The organism is Acinetobacter sp. GN11 (assembly GCF_054823985.1).
This window is the reverse complement of sequence record NZ_JRVL01000046.1, coordinates 12,142-27,115: the sequence shown is the minus strand read 5'-3', so window position 1 is coordinate 27,115 and position 14,974 is coordinate 12,142. Positions and strand designations below refer to the sequence as shown.

General features: G+C 42.8%; 13 protein-coding genes. 9 read left to right on the top strand and 4 right to left on the bottom strand.

Going from position 1 to position 14,974, the window contains the following annotated elements:
* Positions 1-18: 18 nt before the first annotated feature.
* The 3 genes from NL42_RS05965 to NL42_RS05955 form a co-directional block, all read right to left on the bottom strand.
* On the bottom strand, positions 19-1,365 hold the full coding sequence (locus NL42_RS05965; protein ID WP_461312096.1) for an OprD family outer membrane porin: 1,347 nt from the start codon (positions 1,363-1,365) through the stop codon (positions 19-21).
* Positions 1,366-1,443: 78 nt separating this feature from the next.
* Positions 1,444-2,829, bottom strand: coding sequence for an MFS transporter (locus NL42_RS05960; protein WP_461312095.1), 1,386 nt, complete (start codon positions 2,827-2,829; stop codon positions 1,444-1,446).
* Between the two features lie 172 nt (positions 2,830-3,001).
* Positions 3,002-3,946: a dihydrodipicolinate synthase family protein gene (locus NL42_RS05955; RefSeq protein ID WP_003653186.1), complete on the bottom strand. Its 945-nt coding sequence runs from the start codon at positions 3,944-3,946 to the stop codon at positions 3,002-3,004.
* Between the two features lie 185 nt (positions 3,947-4,131).
* On the opposite strand from NL42_RS05955, the gene NL42_RS05950 reads away from it, so the two are divergent.
* The 9 genes from NL42_RS05950 (at position 4,132) to NL42_RS05910 (ending at position 14,595) form a co-directional block, all read left to right on the top strand.
* Complete coding sequence (locus NL42_RS05950) at positions 4,132-5,022, top strand: LysR family transcriptional regulator (protein WP_461312094.1); 891 nt, start codon at positions 4,132-4,134, stop codon at positions 5,020-5,022.
* Positions 5,023-5,158: 136 nt separating this feature from the next.
* Positions 5,159-5,680, top strand: a complete 522-nt coding sequence (locus tag NL42_RS05945; RefSeq protein ID WP_081320235.1) for a sigma-70 family RNA polymerase sigma factor — start codon at positions 5,159-5,161, stop codon at positions 5,678-5,680.
* Positions 5,681-6,697, top strand: coding sequence for a FecR family protein (locus tag NL42_RS05940; protein ID WP_461312093.1), 1,017 nt, complete (start codon positions 5,681-5,683; stop codon positions 6,695-6,697). It abuts the gene before it with no gap.
* A gap of 138 nt (positions 6,698-6,835) precedes the next feature.
* The gene (locus tag NL42_RS05935) at positions 6,836-10,009 is read left to right on the top strand and encodes a TonB-dependent receptor domain-containing protein (protein ID WP_461312092.1); all 3,174 of its coding nucleotides are present in this window, start codon (positions 6,836-6,838) and stop codon (positions 10,007-10,009) included.
* A gap of 192 nt (positions 10,010-10,201) precedes the next feature.
* Positions 10,202-10,993: a Slam-dependent surface lipoprotein gene (locus NL42_RS05930; RefSeq protein ID WP_419297346.1), complete on the top strand. Its 792-nt coding sequence runs from the start codon at positions 10,202-10,204 to the stop codon at positions 10,991-10,993.
* A 79-nt stretch (positions 10,994-11,072) separates the two neighbouring features.
* On the top strand, positions 11,073-12,563 hold the full coding sequence (locus NL42_RS05925) for a surface lipoprotein assembly modifier (protein WP_461312091.1): 1,491 nt from the start codon (positions 11,073-11,075) through the stop codon (positions 12,561-12,563).
* Between the two features lie 10 nt (positions 12,564-12,573).
* Positions 12,574-13,494 (top strand): energy transducer TonB, encoded by a 921-nt coding sequence (locus tag NL42_RS05920; protein ID WP_461312090.1) that lies wholly within the window; start codon positions 12,574-12,576, stop codon positions 13,492-13,494.
* Between the two features lie 32 nt (positions 13,495-13,526).
* Complete coding sequence (locus tag NL42_RS05915; RefSeq protein ID WP_191012747.1) at positions 13,527-14,126, top strand: biliverdin-producing heme oxygenase; 600 nt, start codon at positions 13,527-13,529, stop codon at positions 14,124-14,126.
* 28 nt (positions 14,127-14,154) lie between these two features.
* Positions 14,155-14,595, top strand: coding sequence for a YbaN family protein (locus NL42_RS05910; protein ID WP_461312089.1), 441 nt, complete (start codon positions 14,155-14,157; stop codon positions 14,593-14,595).
* A 4-nt stretch (positions 14,596-14,599) separates the two neighbouring features.
* On the opposite strand, the gene NL42_RS05905 is transcribed toward NL42_RS05910, so the two are convergent.
* A complete protein-coding gene (locus tag NL42_RS05905; RefSeq protein ID WP_461312088.1) occupies positions 14,600-14,875 on the bottom strand; it encodes a hypothetical protein in 276 nt (91 codons plus the stop codon).
* Between the last annotated feature and the right edge of the window lie 99 nt (positions 14,876-14,974).

The following is a 14,974-nucleotide window of genomic DNA, read 5'->3' as shown; positions in this document are numbered from 1 at the left end:
TAAACGCTTAGCTTGCTCTTAAAATGTATAACGGTAATTAATAAATACTCGGTGCTGGTCCCAATCTTTACGCGTTAGTCCATTTATTTTCTCACCTAGGTTTGCATTTTCAAACTTCGACTCATAATGCAAAAATGAATAACGCACATCTAAGTTTTTTACCCACGGCAAGGCATAACTCACCGTAAAGTCAAAGTAACGCTCTTTACCTTCAATATCACTACTGGTGTTACTTTGGTGCGCGCCAAAACCATAAATATACTTCGCTTCGGTTTTTAAACCTTTGACGTAGTCTTTCCAGTTATATTTCAGGCGAAGGGCAACAGCGGTTTCATCATTATTGGTAAAGTCGGGGCCAATGGTCGCAGAGGTCGGAAACGGGTTGGTGCCGTGGTCTTGCGTTAAAACCGAGTTGCGGGCGGAGTGCACAGCAAAGTTATCTTCAATCCAAAAGCCATCAAACTTTGAAACAGCAATGCCACCTTCAAGATTATTCTTGGCCACATTTACATCGACAAAGTAACCATTGCCACTGTTGTTAATGTCTTGGCCTTTGACACAGTCCAGCTCAGTTTCGGCACCGCATTTAAACAGCTTGCCATCATCACGCGAGAAAAAAACACCTGCGTTAAATGTCCACGCCAAGCCATGCAAGGGCAATTTATATTGAGCAATCGCCCCATACTTTTTTAAATAATCTTTGCTATTTAAATACTCGGCATTCAAGCTCCAGTTTTTGTATTGATACTTGGCACCCAGCAAACCGACATAATCAATGCGCTCGTCATTTTCAGTCACCAGTTTTTCAAAAGAGTCCATGCTGCGCGGTTTCCAGCGGTCATAGTAAGCCATGTAAGTCTGTAGCTGATCATTTAGTTGAAACTGACCACTCGCGCCCGAAAAAGTGTCGGGCACGGCGCGGTTATTGGTACTTTTAAGTAACAGCGAGTCTTGCAACTGGCGGCCTAATTTAATTTCGCCTTTATCGCCCAGTTTAGCTTTGATGTAGAGCTGCCCTAAAGTCGCAAAGTTTTGGTCGAGCTTGCTGTTATTTTCGACCTCTAAAAGCTGAGCGCTAGGCTTGCCAGAGTCAAATAACTTGGTGACTGCATAGAGTGAGCCATCTAACCCAAGCCAGTCCCACAAGTACGGTGACTGATAATTTAACTCAAGCCCTAACGCACTTTGTTCATATTCACTCGACGAAGGCGAAGAGTTGGCAAGCGTGGGGTGGGCGGTGCCTTCATCGTTCCAGTAACGGGTGTTAAGTTTTAATTCTAACTTGCCAAATTCTTGAGGAAGCTCTGCATAAGCGTTGCTCACACTGCCTAGACCAATACAGCCCCATAGCAAATATTTATTCATTTTAAATTCCTTTTTTAAGCATGAATAAGCCCTTTGCCTAACACTGAGGTTAGGCAAGCTTTTTATGAAATGGATGAATTAAGGAGAGAGTTTTTCGAGCACTTGGCCTTTGGTTTCAATGGCAAACAAGAAAGTCACAAGCCCACCAATGAGCGCCACAACGGCAAGCACACTAAACACATATTGAATGCCATAGCCACCAACAACGAGGCCGACCATAACTGGTCCAATTGCAGAGCCGGCACGTAACCAAGCGGTACTAAAACCAATGCCCATCGCACGTAGGCGAGTAGGGTAAAGTTCGGCAGCGTAAAGGTATAAAGAGAATGAAATGGTTTGCAAAATGGCATAGCTAATCGTTGCGAAAATTACAACTTCCATTGCCGATTTTGCGCCTAAAATTGAAAGGCTCATGAGTGGAATAATTGCCAAGAAAAACGCTGCACTGTACCAAGGGCGGCGGCCGACTTTGTCGATCATTAATGCACAGATAATAGAGGCAATCACACCCACGCCCGAAGTAATCCAGCCATAACCCAAACTGGTTTGAAGCGACAAGCCAAAGTGTTGTTTGTAGAGAGATGGCAGCCAAGTCACCATGGCGTTGTTCACCATATATACGCAAAACCACATGCCCCACAGGGTAAAGGTACGTTTGCGGTAAATGCCACGGAACAGCTCGCGCCAGTCGGTTTTTGCCATGCCTTGCGGGTTAATTTCTTTAACCACAGGTTCAGGCAAAGTTTTACCGCTTTTGATGGCACCGTCTTCAAAGCTTTTAACGACTTTATCTGCTTCTTTAAAACGGCCTTTTGAAGCAAGCCAGCGTGGTGATTCAGGCAAGAAAAACCGTAAAGGAATGACTAGTAAAGAGGGAACGAGACCCACAATAAACATGACTTTCCAGCCATAAATTGGCATCAGGAAAAATGCCGCCATGCCTGCAAACATAAGGCCAAGTGGGAATAAAACTTCATAGAGCAAGAAAAACTTACCGCGCTTTTCTGCACCAATAAACTCATTAATATAGGCACTCGCAACAGGCACTTCGCCCCCTGTACCAACGCCTTGCAAGAAACGGAAAATTAACAGAGACATTCCGCTCCACGCAAACAGACAAGAAATGTCCATTGCTACAAACAGTAAAATGGTAAAAGACAGCACTTTTAAGCGACCGACTTTTTCGGCAAGAGAACCAAAGAAGATTGCACCGACCAGTTGCCCGACATAGCCCGCGGCAATGATCGCACCGACGTAGGCAGGCGTGAGGTGCCATTCGGTAATCAGTTGGGGTAAAGCAAAGGCAATTGCTAGAACAGTATAAGCGTCAAAAAAGGTCGCTATACCAATGGTAATTCGCATAAATTGCAATCGACCAGTCACAGGAAGCCGTTCAAGTCTTGCAATAATTTCCGCATTTTTTTGATGATGACTAATTGGTTCTACATCCGCTAGATTTGTCATCTTCTATCTCCTTATGACTACATTCCTCGTAGTTTTTTTGTTCTATTTCGCACTACCTGTTCACCACAGTTTGCATGCTTTTTATTATTGTTTTTAAGTGACATGCCCGATGTTTGGCCTCAGGCAGCGTACAGGAAAAAAAGGCTAGCGTACATGCTAGCCCGAATAGAATTTAAGCAACGGCTTGGGTTAAATCGACCTTGCCAATTCCGGCTTGACGCATCGCATCATGAATTTCTTGCTCAGCACCATCTGCGAGTGGAAGCAGAGGCGAACGCACAGTGGCATGGTCCAAAATTCCGCGAGCAACCAATGCATGTTTAAGTGCTACCGTGCCTTCCATGTGTGAACCGCGGTGATAGACATTACGGGTCACTGGTAAAAGTTGGTCGTGAAGTGCACGTGCTTTGGCATAATCTTTGGCTTTACCTGCTTTAATCATTTCAATTAAAAGCTCAGGGGCAATGTTGCCATAGCCAACCAAAGCGCCGTCTACATCAAACATGGTATGAAGCAAATATTCATCGTGGCATGTCAAAATCTGTAAGTCTGGACGTTCACGGCGAATAATTGGAATTTCAACATCCCAACGGCGCATGTTACGCACACCATTTTTCATGGCAAACACACCCGGCTGTGCAGAAATATCGAGTAGAGTTTCTAGGTCGTAAGTGGCCTTCGTTGCATCTGGATATTGGAATAAAATAGATGGCAAACCGCTTTCTTCGTAAATCGCTTTATAGCGGTCTTGTGGTGCGCCTTTTTGATAGCCAAAACGCAACCAGCCATGTGAAGGGTAGATTAAACCTGCCGAAGCACCCGCACTCACGGCACGTTTTGCTTCTTCTGCTGCAACAGAAGTACCTTCGAGCGTAATACCTGCAATTACCGGAATTTTGTCATCTACCGATTTAACAAAGCTTTCGATGACCTGCATTTGTTCTTTTTGCGACAAGAATGTTCCTTCACCTGCATGCCCAAGAACAACCAAGCCTTTCACACCATCAATGCTGCCTAACCATGAACCTAAACGTTGAATTGCATCATGGTCTACTTGTCCGTCACGGGTAAAAGGAGTCACAGGTGCTGGGGTTAATCCACGTAAATCTAAACTCATAATCGTACTTCCTATACAGTGTAATTAAATATTCTCTGGTTTTTAATCTGACTTAAATCGTGTTGTAGAGAACATGATTGGAGTATAGAAATAGGTGAGCTATGTAGGAATTACCAATTCTTGAATTTCAGTTATACTGAAAATGTATGGCTCAAAAATGCCAATTTACGATTTAGGATGAATCGATGAATTATGATTTATGGAAAATATTTTTAGACGCGGTGGAACTCGGTAGCTTAAGCAAAGTTGCGATGCTGCATAACACCAACCAACCGCAAATTAGTCGGCAAATGAACGAGCTTGAAGCGCAATGTGGTGGTCGTTTGTTTAACCGAACTGGACGAGGCGTCGAACTGACCGATTTAGGCCAGCATTTACTTCCTAAAATTCGTTCATGGTTGAACGTGACCGACCAACTTAATAATGAAATTTTGCACTCGACCGATACACCGATCGGGACGGTTCGTATTGCCAGTTTGCCATCTACTGCACATCCGTTGTTATCGACTTTGTACAAAGTCCTTCAACAAAAATATCCCTTAATTAAATTGTCGGTGCGTGAAGGGCAAGGGGTACATTTAGAAAAATGGCTTGAAGATGGCAGCGTCGATTTAGCCATACTCTATCGCTTTAATCCGACGCCTAAACAAGGTGATGTCTATCTTACCGAAGCCGATACCTATTTGGTGGGCTGTGAAGGAGATGTGCTCACTCAGGCAAATGAAGTCGAATTTAAAGCAATAAATCAGTTACCGCTGGTTACGTTTTGCAGGCCAAGTAACTGGCGCAATTTTTTAGACCACATGGCTTATGAAAATGGGGTAGAGCTGAATATTGTGTTTGAAGCTGACTCGATTAGTCTGCAAACCCATTTGGTTTCCGAATCTGGCATTTACACCATGCTTGGGCCACAGGCTTTAAAAAAAGCCAGCCAATACACCTCAATTCAAGCAGCAAAAATTATAAGTCCCGAGCTAAAGCGCTATATTTCTTTGTCTATTTCTAAGCATGGTTATTTAACACCTGCGTGTAAGGCAGTGATGGAAGAAATTAAAAATCTGGCTCATTTGCTTTAAGAGAAGTGCAGCAAAGTAAGGGGGCAATTAATTCAATTTATTAAACAGTGATTTAAGTTTTACTTGAATTATTGCTTGACTTGTTTAAATGATAATTATTATCATTTGTGGGTTCCTTGTTTTGAGTCCAATTGCTGTGAACAAAACTTCTTTGCTTGTAGATCAGTTATATAGAAGTCACCAAAGCTGGCTTCACCAATGGTTGAGACAAAAATTAGGTAATACTGATCAGGCCGCAGATCTGGTTCAGGACACATTTATTAAACTGCTACAAACGCGTGACGAGCTATTCGGCATTAAGGAACCGCGTGCTTATTTAACCTCAATTGCTAAAAACCTGCTGATTGATCAAGTGCGCCGTAAACGCATTGAACAGGCCTATTTAGATGGCTTGAGTCAAATGGAATATATGCTTGACGCAGTGGCTTCACCCGAAGACCAAATGCAAATTATTCAAGCAATTAACCAGCTTTGTAAAGCACTCGAAGGGGTTTCTGAAAAAGCACAGCAAGCTTTTATTTTGCATTATCTAGAAGGCTATACCCATAAAGAAATTGCCGAGCATTTAAATGTGTCGACCAAAATGATTCAAAAATATTTGGCGAGCTGTTTAATTCAGTGCTACCAAAACCGACAAGACATGGACGCTTGCATTTAAATGGCCATGGATAAAAGCAAACATCACCAGCTCGTTGAAGAAGCCGCGCATTGGATTGTTCAACTGAGTTCGGATGATGAAAGCTCACGAAAAACCGCCAATCAAAAATTTGAAGAGTGGAAAAAAACCAGTGAGCAACATCGCCAAGTAGCTGCCGATATTGAACAGTGTATAGGTTCAATTCAAAAACTTTCCCAAACTAGCGGACATAAAAAAGTCACTAAAGTTGCCCTTAAAGCTGGCCTAAACTCAGGCAAAGCCTATAAACATTTACGGGCAGGAACAGCGTTTGCCGTTGTGTTTGTTGCCATGAGTGGGGCGTTATTTTATTTAACTGACACCACTGTGGCCTATGTGACTGCTGACATTCAAGGGCAATCAGGGCAGTGGACCACGCAAACCTTACCAGACGGTTCACGTTTAATTTTACGTGGCAAAAGCGCAGTCAATCTTGATTTTAAAACCAACCAGCGAGTGGTTGAGTTGGTGCAAGGTCAAATTTATGTCGATGTTGCCAAAGATAAAACTAGACCGTTTTTAGTCAAAACCAGTCATGGACAAATTCAGGCACTCGGCACAGCTTTTAGTGTCAGTTATGATCCTTCGGCAACCGAACTTAAGATGTTGCACTCGAAGGTAAAAGTAGAAGCAACACAGGTTAAAATCACCCAATTGCATGCGACTCGTCAAGCCATTGTTGAAGCAGGGCAAGCTATTAAAATAGACCAAAATGGCGTACAAAAATTGCCTGCACTGAATGTGTATAACGAGCAACAAAAATGGCAAAAGCATCAGCTTATGGTAGAAAACCTGCCGCTAAATCAAGTGCTACAAGAGCTAGACCGCAACTACAAAGGCAAAATTATTTTTAATGATGCGGCGCTGCAACATGTGCGGGTCAATGCTGTGTTGCCTTTAGACCAAACCACAGAATCACTTAAGCTTTTGGCTACGGTTTTTCCAGACCTGAAAATTAAGCAAATCACGCCGTTTGTGGTCATGGTTTCTTTAAAATAATAAAAAATTAAATTTATTTTCGATTTTAGGTTCCACTTTTTTGAAAGTCGTTCGTCATAGTAAGTAGAAGCAATAAATATGGATCATTTTAATTTGTTGTGTTGAATGATTCTTATTATGATTTACTGGGGCGGGCAAATGAAAAAAGCGGGAACGGGGCAAAAGCGGAATCGATCGATTTTTCGATTCTCAACACTGGCGTTTGCCATACATGCTGTGTCGATGGGTGGGCTTGTTACGCTGCCTATGCAGCAGGCCTATGCAGAAACAGCTGGAGTTAAAAGCTATAACATTCCTGCTGGTCGCCTTGCTAACGTACTGAATCAGTTTGCCGAACAATCGGGTACTTCAATTGCAATGGATGCCCAGCAACTCCAAGGACTACACAGCCTAGGCTTAAAAGGCAATTTTGCTGTCGAGCAAGGTTTTGAGCAGCTTTTAAAAGCAACCGAATTTAATGCTGTAAAGGTTGGGCAGGGCTACACACTCAGCAAAAAATCTACACCACGGGTAAGTTCATCTAAGGTTCAGGCCGCTAGCCTGCCGCCAAGTAGTGCCGTAATTGAAGAAGATGCATCGGTACGACTTACGCCAATTGTGGTGTACGGCAAAGAAGACCGTGACACAGAAGGCTATAACAAAGTTTATGACGCAAACCGTTCTTCGGTCTATGCGGGCAAAGACTATGTCGAACGCTTTAAAGGAACCAACCCAGCCGATGTTTTACAAGGCATGGTGGGAGTCTATAGCGGCGATGCCCGTAACAGTGGTGCACTCGACCCAAGTGTACGTGGTGTGCAGGGTGTTGGTCGTGTACCTTTAACCATTGACGGCACAGAACAGTCGATTGCCGTGTGGCGTGGTTACAACGGGGTAAACAACCGAAACTATATCGACCCCAATCTCATTGCGGGTATTGAAGTCATTAAAGGCCCATCTTTAGAGCGCAATACCACGACTTCTGTTGGTGGCGGTGTAGTCGTTAAAACGCTAGAGGCCGATGATATTGTTCGTCCGGGTAAGTCTTTTGGTGCCGAGTTAAAAGTAGAAGGTTCAACCAACTCAATCGATCCGTCTTTGCCAGACATGAGTAAAGTAGGCCAAAACTACGATGACACAACGCCTTGGATCGATATGAATGGGGCGAAATACGACCCCGATATTTATAAAAAGAACCGTACCAGAAGCGATAACTCTCATTTTTCGGGCGATGACTTAGCGGGCCGACTGGCAATTGCCACCAAGCAAGATAAATTCGATTTACTGGCAGTTTATGCAGTACGTGAGCGCGGCAATTATTTTTCGGGCACACATGGCGCAGGCTACTATAAACGAGCGACGCCAGACAGTAGTCTCGATTTTATTCCTTACTTTGCCTATGCCTATCAACCGGGCGATGAAGTTCCCAACACCTCAAGTCATATGGAGTCGTGGTTATTAAAAGGGACCTATCGTCCAACCGATAACCAGACTCTTAAACTGACTTACCGAGATACCAAAAATATTTTTGGTGAAATTATGCCGTCTCGAATTGTTTGGGGCATTACACCTGACTTGGGTGTTCCGCAGTGGCCTTTAAGCAATATTCACTCTAAAGCTTACAGCCTTGAATATAAGTTTAAGCCTGAGAATAATCGCTGGATTGATTTCTATGCCAACATTTGGCAAACCGACACCGAAAGCCAGACCTACACACGTGGTGGGTGGCCAACCACAATCGATTTTCGAGATAACACCATTATTAACACGGCAATAAGCCATTCTGACAATACGCGTAAAGGCATTACGGTCAGCAATAAAACCCGTTTATTAGACCAGCTTGATTTGACGCTCGGTGGAAGTTTCTTAAAAGAAAAGCTGACGTCTGATGATGTGTATGGCGAATTTGGCCCAAGTTATTCGCTCTATCAGGCACTGCCACGAGCAGGGCGCCGTGAGGAAAAAACGTTCGATTTTAACTTTAATTATAGACCGCTGTCTTGGTTAAGTTTTGATGCGGGCATGCGTTATCGTTCGTATTGGGCTGTTGATGACTTTTTAAATAAGTCTTTGCAGAGCGAGATTGACCCGAGTTTAAATCCGCTGTTTACCAAAAAAAGTAGGCTCAAAGAATATACCTTTGAATATCAGACCATGCCTGAGAGTTACACTTCGACCCAGCAGCGTTTAATCAATGTTTTAAAACAGCGCTATGCCACAAAAAATCCTGATTGGGATGGGCAGCTCGACACTGTACCTGCATCAGAGAGCACGTTGTATAACATGATCTGGTCACAGAAAAATACGCTGAGCTGGAAAGCAGATGCGAATGGGCAATTGTCGCTTGCCGATAATCCTTTAAATCAGCTCAATGCCTCTGGACAAAATTACGTCGTAACTGGCGGGAACTTTATGTCAGTGGTAGACCAAGTTCCGGTTGAGTCTGCCGATAAAGTTAAAGATAGCGGCTGGGCACCGCAGTTAGGTGCCTCAATTCACCTCACGCCAAACAGCAGAATCTATGCACGCTACGCAGAGGAATATCGCTTACCAAGTTTGTTTGAAAGCACTGTCGGTTTTTCTGCGATGTTGCCATATCAAGCAATCAAACCTGAACACGCTTTTAACTACGAAGTGGGTTATGTCTATGACATGCGTGATTGGTTCAGCACAGCACGCAATGCTGACATTAAGTTCGCCTATTACTACAACAAAACCAAAAATGTGATTGAGCGTGACCAGAACCTTATTTTTACCAATATGGATGAGCAGAAACTATCAGGTCTAGAGCTACAAAGCCGTTTTGATAATGGTGGTTTTTTCACAGACTTGAGCGTGGCCTATAACTTAAAAAATGAAGTGTGTGACACCAATAGTGCCATTAACAAAATGATTTTAGGCGGCACGGTTCAAACCGAGCAGGGCCTTGAGTTCCGTGAACCCTATCAGCGTTGTGTCGATGATGGTTTCCCAAATGGCTACTTGGTGACCATGGCTACACCTGAACTGAGTTTCCACGGTTTGCTGGGCGCACGCTTTTTAGATGAAAAGTTAGAGCTCGGTGCACGTGCAACATTTTATAAAGCTTATGAAAGCCCGCTACGCAAAAACAATGATGCTAGCGTCAATAAAGGCTATTACCTCAATGTGCCTTTGGCGTGGGATAACACATGGATTTTTGATGCCTATGCACGTTATCAGGTCGATGACTACAACACAGTTGAGTTTGTCGGCAGTAATCTTTCTAACCAGTTTTATATCGATCCTTTAACCCGTAGTGCCATGGCCGCACCTGGCCGAACGATGAAAATCAGTTGGACCACCAAATTTTAAGCAGAATTTGATTCCCTCTACACATACATAAAAAGGGAGTCAGGTAACGGTAAATAATAAGATTGAATGATTATTATTTACAAAAAGCCCGAGTAGGTTTGCAGCTGGGCCTACTCAATAAACTAAAAATAGCGAAATCGTTATTTTAAATTAAACAATAACTTAGTTTTAAAAAAGATGGAGTAACAACAAATGAAAATCTCTCAATTGTTCTTGGGTCTCGTTGCTTGTTCAACTGCATTTGCTTATGCAGGAATTGATGGTATTTCGAGTAATGAAAGTAACATCAAAATCGGTGCTGCTGCTAATGCAAGCCATCCGGGTGGTGTAGCAGCGGTATCGGTTCAAGCTGCGGGTGCGCCATATAACGCTTTTACGGGTTTTAATTCGTTAAAAGGTTTGGCTCAGGCTTTTGCCGCTCAGGGAACGAGTAACACCAATGTAACGGTTGGCAGCAAAACCTTTAATATTTCGCATATTCCAGTGTCTGCAATGCCACCTTCACATAGTGCATTAGGTAATTTTAACTTTGGTCAGGTGGGCACACAGGAAGTCTATTTTGGTGAATGGTGGAAAGCGGGCGACACACCGGCAAGCGCGAGCCATACCGTTTACTACGCGGGTGATAACACCAATACCACTGTTCCAACCGCGGGTACTGCAACTTATACGGTTGCAGGCATTAACGGTTCTGGAAGTAATCTGTTAAGTGGTACGTTCACGGCAAATTATGGCGCGGGCACACTTGAAGGAACGCTTACAGGAACAGGCACAGCTGTTTCATCATTAAGCCTAGATGGTGTGGCATTTAACCCGGGTACTGCTGCGTTTGCAGGTTTGGCAACGGCTAACGGTACGGCTGGTGTCGACAACTCTGGTGTGGTTCAAGGTCAATTCTTTGGTGCAAATGCGTCGGCTTTAGCGGGTATTGCCCAGTTTGATAACGTGTCTTACAACACTGCTTTTGGCGGTGCTAAAAATTAATGAATGCGAAAGGAATCTACACACGTAGATTCCTTTTGTTTTTTGGGCTTTTGCTTGGTTGCTTCAGGTTTATTGTTTTATGAAACGAACGCTTTTGTGCTGTCTGACTGTGTTGAGTTGTCCATTTTTATATGCCGACGAAGACACACCGCTTCGTCTCAATCAAAGCTTGGACCAAACGCTTTTACAAGAACAGCGACAGTTTCACGAGCAGGGAACCATTCGTAGTACCGAGCAATTACCTAAACTTCAAATTAATGGACAAGAATACAGTGTTGAACAAAACCAGAATGATCTTGCCAAGGCATTATATTTGGCAGTCATGCAAAAACAGTGGCTCAAAGCCACGGTTTATTTAGAACATTATAAGAAATATGTTGGCTACGATCGGGCTTTAACCGACTTTGCCGAAGGGGCAGTTGCACGTTCTCAGGGTCAACTGAAATTGGCTGAACAAAAATTTCAAAGCAGCCTAAAACAACAACCTCATAATTTAATTTGTGAACTTGAGTTAGCGCGCGTGCTGTTTGAACAACAGAAGAATAAAGAAGCAGCACGCCTTTTTATTTCCATTCAAGACAAACTGAAACAAAGTGACGCTGCTGTAATCCCGTCTGGGGTTTTAACAACAGTAAATACTTTTGTTCAGGCACTAAAAAAACGAGACTCTTGGCAAGGCTCTGTTTCAGCAGGTTATACCTATGTCAGTAATTTAAATAGTTCTTCTGAACAGAGTAAAACATGGATGAGTTATCAGACAGATAAGGACGGTAAGATTATTGGGTCTCAGAAAGTTACTCGTGATAGTCCTAAACCTGTGTCAGCAACGGGGTTAGATTACGAAGCCAGTCTTATCAAACGCTATGCGATTGAAGGGCATCATGGCGTGGCTTTACGTGCGCTGGCGTTTGGACAGTCCTATAATGACCACGCGGCATTTAATGAATCTACCATTAACATTAATGCTGGCTACAGCTACTTTGACTTAAAAAATCAAATTGGGGTGAGTCCGCTTTTTGAACATAAACGTTATGGCAATGATGGTCTTTATAATGCGTGGGGGGCGCGTGCCGAGTGGATGCATTTTATCTCGTCAGATAAAGCCTTTAAGCTTGAAGTTGAAAGAAAAGATTTTAATTATCAGAAATATAAAAGCTTTGATGGTATAGAAAATTCAGCTTTTGCCACTTTCTGGAAGATTTTTCCAGACCAATGGACTGTTTTTGGTGGTCTAGATGTAGTTGATCATTCTGCACAAGAAAAATATGTAGCTGCCTACGAACAGCAAGGCGTACGATTAGGCTTAAGCAAATCTTGGAGCACAGGATTTAACACCACTTTGTTAAGTTCTTACCGTTGGCGTCAGTTTGACAAATACGCTGTAAGTTACTTAGCTCGTCGTCATGATTTTGAACAGAACTATACCTTTGTTGTGCAAATGCCGCGCTTTGAGTTTTATGGCATGACACCCAATTTAACCTATCGCTATAACCAAAATAAAAGCAATGTCGATTGGCTGTATTCCTACGATAAACACAACATTAGTCTCAAGCTTGAGCATCGTTTTTAGGGAATAAGTCATGAAATCAAAATCTTTATTCCCTACACATAAGCCGATGGTTATGTTGCCTTTACTACAGGGGCCGAAGCATTTTTATAAGTGCTTAACCGTAGTCGTGGTGATTGGTCTGCATGTGTTTGTTGTCTGGATGCTGAGTCATTTAATTGAACCTTATACTTTTCAAGCAACCCCCAAAGTAGATGCATTAAAAGTAAGTTTTGTGTCATTGGCGCCTGCTAAAAAGCCATCGCATGAAAAGACTGAAAGCCAACCTAAAAAAAGTGTAACGCCTCAATCTACGTTAAACAGTTCAGTCTCTTCAGTACCTGAAAAATCAAAAAACTCGCCTACAAATGTTCAAACATTAGCGTCAAAAACTGCCTCTAAAGAGGTCTTGCAAAATAATTTAAATGACAAACAGCAAGCACAGCCCAAAACGACTTTAAACAATTCAGCTTCAATCCAACCATTGCAACATACAGAAAGGCGAGCGGTTCATAACGATAAAAAACTGAGTTCGACAGACCTTGAACAAACGCAAACTGAGTATTTACCACAAAACACCAATAGCGAAACCAAAAGTGGCGGCGTCAAAACACCCGCAACGCAGCAAGAATATTCCAAAGCACCGAGCACTCAAGTTGAACACGATGATGTTGTTCAGGTGAGTAGCGTGGATGTGCTGAGTTTTGGCGGGCTTGACTACGATGACCGCGAGTTAAAACAACAAAATCGTTTGGTTGAGCTTCGTATTCGCATTAATGAAAAAGGGCAGCCAATCAACATTCAATTACGTCAAAGTTCGGGCATTCAAAGCCTTGATGAACGGGTCATGCAAGCTACACGTAAATCCAGATTTAAACCCCACAAAATTAACGGTCGAGCCGTGACTATTGTTGTGGATTTTCCAGTCCAACTCAAACTCAATCGGGGCCGTTAACCGATGAGCGATATCCATTTTGCAGGAGAAAGATGATGAATTCATCTACAGACCAAATCATTAGCAACAGCTTGTCTTTACGTTTGAAACAAGAAACTGCTGCTGAACACGAACGTATGCATCAATTAATGTCAGAGGCAAAGGTATTTTCAAGTAAAGAAAAATACGCGCAATTTACGTTATCTCAATATTACTTTCAGCGTGAAATTGAACATCTTTTTGAAAAAGAGGGGGTGGCAGGACTGATTCCGGACCTCGACATTCGTGGCCGCTCAAAACAAGCACTTGCCGATTTAAATGATTTGGGTATTCAACCTAATGAACCGCAATTACAGAGTGAAAACGTACAGCTACCCGAAGCTTTAGGCTGGATTTATGTGTCTGAAGGTTCAACTTTAGGGGCTGCATTTTTATTTAAAGAAGCTCAAAAGCATTTGGGTTTTTCTGAAACGTTTGCTGCGCGTAATTTAGCGGCCTATCCCGAAGGGCGCGCTAAAGTCTGGAAACGTTTTGTTCAAGCACTTGATGAAACCGGCTTTGACCAAACCCAGCAAGACCGAGTCGTTCAAGGAGCGTTAGATGCCTTTGGATATTTTGGTCAAGCGCTTGATCAGCTTGATGAATTGAAATAATAAAAAGTGGAGAAAGGGAATACCCGATATGGACAAACTCAATCAAGTAAATGTGATTGTAAAACATGAGAAGTCGTTAGCACCCGCTCAACCAGTCAGTAAGCTTGCTCGTTCTGTTTGGGCGCGTTGGGTGTTTATTGGTTTGGCTTGGTTGTGCATTGCGCTTGGCATATTGGGTATTTTTATTCCGGGTTTGCCTACCGTTGATTTTATAATTTTAGCGGTTTTCTTTGCGGCTCGAGGCTCTGAAAAACTTCATCAATGGTTTCGAAATCATCGTTATATCGGTCCACTCATTCGCGAGTGGCAAGAACATCGGCGGATTCCTAAAAAAGCAAAATACATCTCGACAGTTAGTATGAGTCTGGCTGCGGGGCTTATGATTTGGACCATTCCACATCCGTGGTTTGTCTATCCTGCAATTTTATGTATGGCAGGGGTGTTAGCGTGGATGTGGTTAAAAAATTGAAGATTTATGATTGACACTGTTGCATAGTACGCTTCATGGTTTTTACAAAATCACGTGGTACTTCTGGGCTTTGTAAACTTAAACTGCCAAGTTTAAGCATCAGTTTAGGGGAATATTGACGTTCTAAGCGGTGATAAATACATGTGCAACTTGCACGGCTATGACCTGCTGCCATACATTTTAAATAGAAATCACGTTGAGCATTATTTTTTTGACCAGCGAAGGCAATAGATGCAAATAATAATCCACCTAGAAAAACTGAATAATGATAAAGGGACATATATCTACTCGTGATTATTTTTTTCATTATCCATATTTTGGCATAACTTTTTCAGGTTCAAAACCAGTTGATATCAATTGGTGGCTTCATCATAGTTAG

Excerpts from the sequence above, each read along its gene's own strand:
- NL42_RS05910 (WP_461312089.1), top strand. The coding sequence starts at position 14,155 with ATGGACAAACTCAATCAAGTAAATGTGATTGTAAAACATGAGAAGTCG.
- NL42_RS05960 (WP_461312095.1), bottom strand. The coding sequence starts at position 2,829 with ATGACAAATCTAGCGGATGTAGAACCAATTAGTCATCATCAAAAAAAT.
- NL42_RS05935 (WP_461312092.1), top strand. The coding sequence starts at position 6,836 with ATGAAAAAAGCGGGAACGGGGCAAAAGCGGAATCGATCGATTTTTCGA.
- NL42_RS05925 (WP_461312091.1), top strand. The coding sequence starts at position 11,073 with ATGAAACGAACGCTTTTGTGCTGTCTGACTGTGTTGAGTTGTCCATTT.
- NL42_RS05940 (WP_461312093.1), top strand. The coding sequence starts at position 5,681 with ATGGCCATGGATAAAAGCAAACATCACCAGCTCGTTGAAGAAGCCGCG.
- NL42_RS05950 (WP_461312094.1), top strand. The coding sequence starts at position 4,132 with ATGAATTATGATTTATGGAAAATATTTTTAGACGCGGTGGAACTCGGT.
- NL42_RS05915 (WP_191012747.1), top strand. The coding sequence starts at position 13,527 with ATGATGAATTCATCTACAGACCAAATCATTAGCAACAGCTTGTCTTTA.
- NL42_RS05920 (WP_461312090.1), top strand. The coding sequence starts at position 12,574 with ATGAAATCAAAATCTTTATTCCCTACACATAAGCCGATGGTTATGTTG.
- NL42_RS05930 (WP_419297346.1), top strand. The coding sequence starts at position 10,202 with ATGAAAATCTCTCAATTGTTCTTGGGTCTCGTTGCTTGTTCAACTGCA.
- NL42_RS05905 (WP_461312088.1), bottom strand. The coding sequence starts at position 14,875 with ATGTCCCTTTATCATTATTCAGTTTTTCTAGGTGGATTATTATTTGCA.
- NL42_RS05965 (WP_461312096.1), bottom strand. The coding sequence starts at position 1,365 with ATGAATAAATATTTGCTATGGGGCTGTATTGGTCTAGGCAGTGTGAGC.
- NL42_RS05955 (WP_003653186.1), bottom strand. The coding sequence starts at position 3,946 with ATGAGTTTAGATTTACGTGGATTAACCCCAGCACCTGTGACTCCTTTT.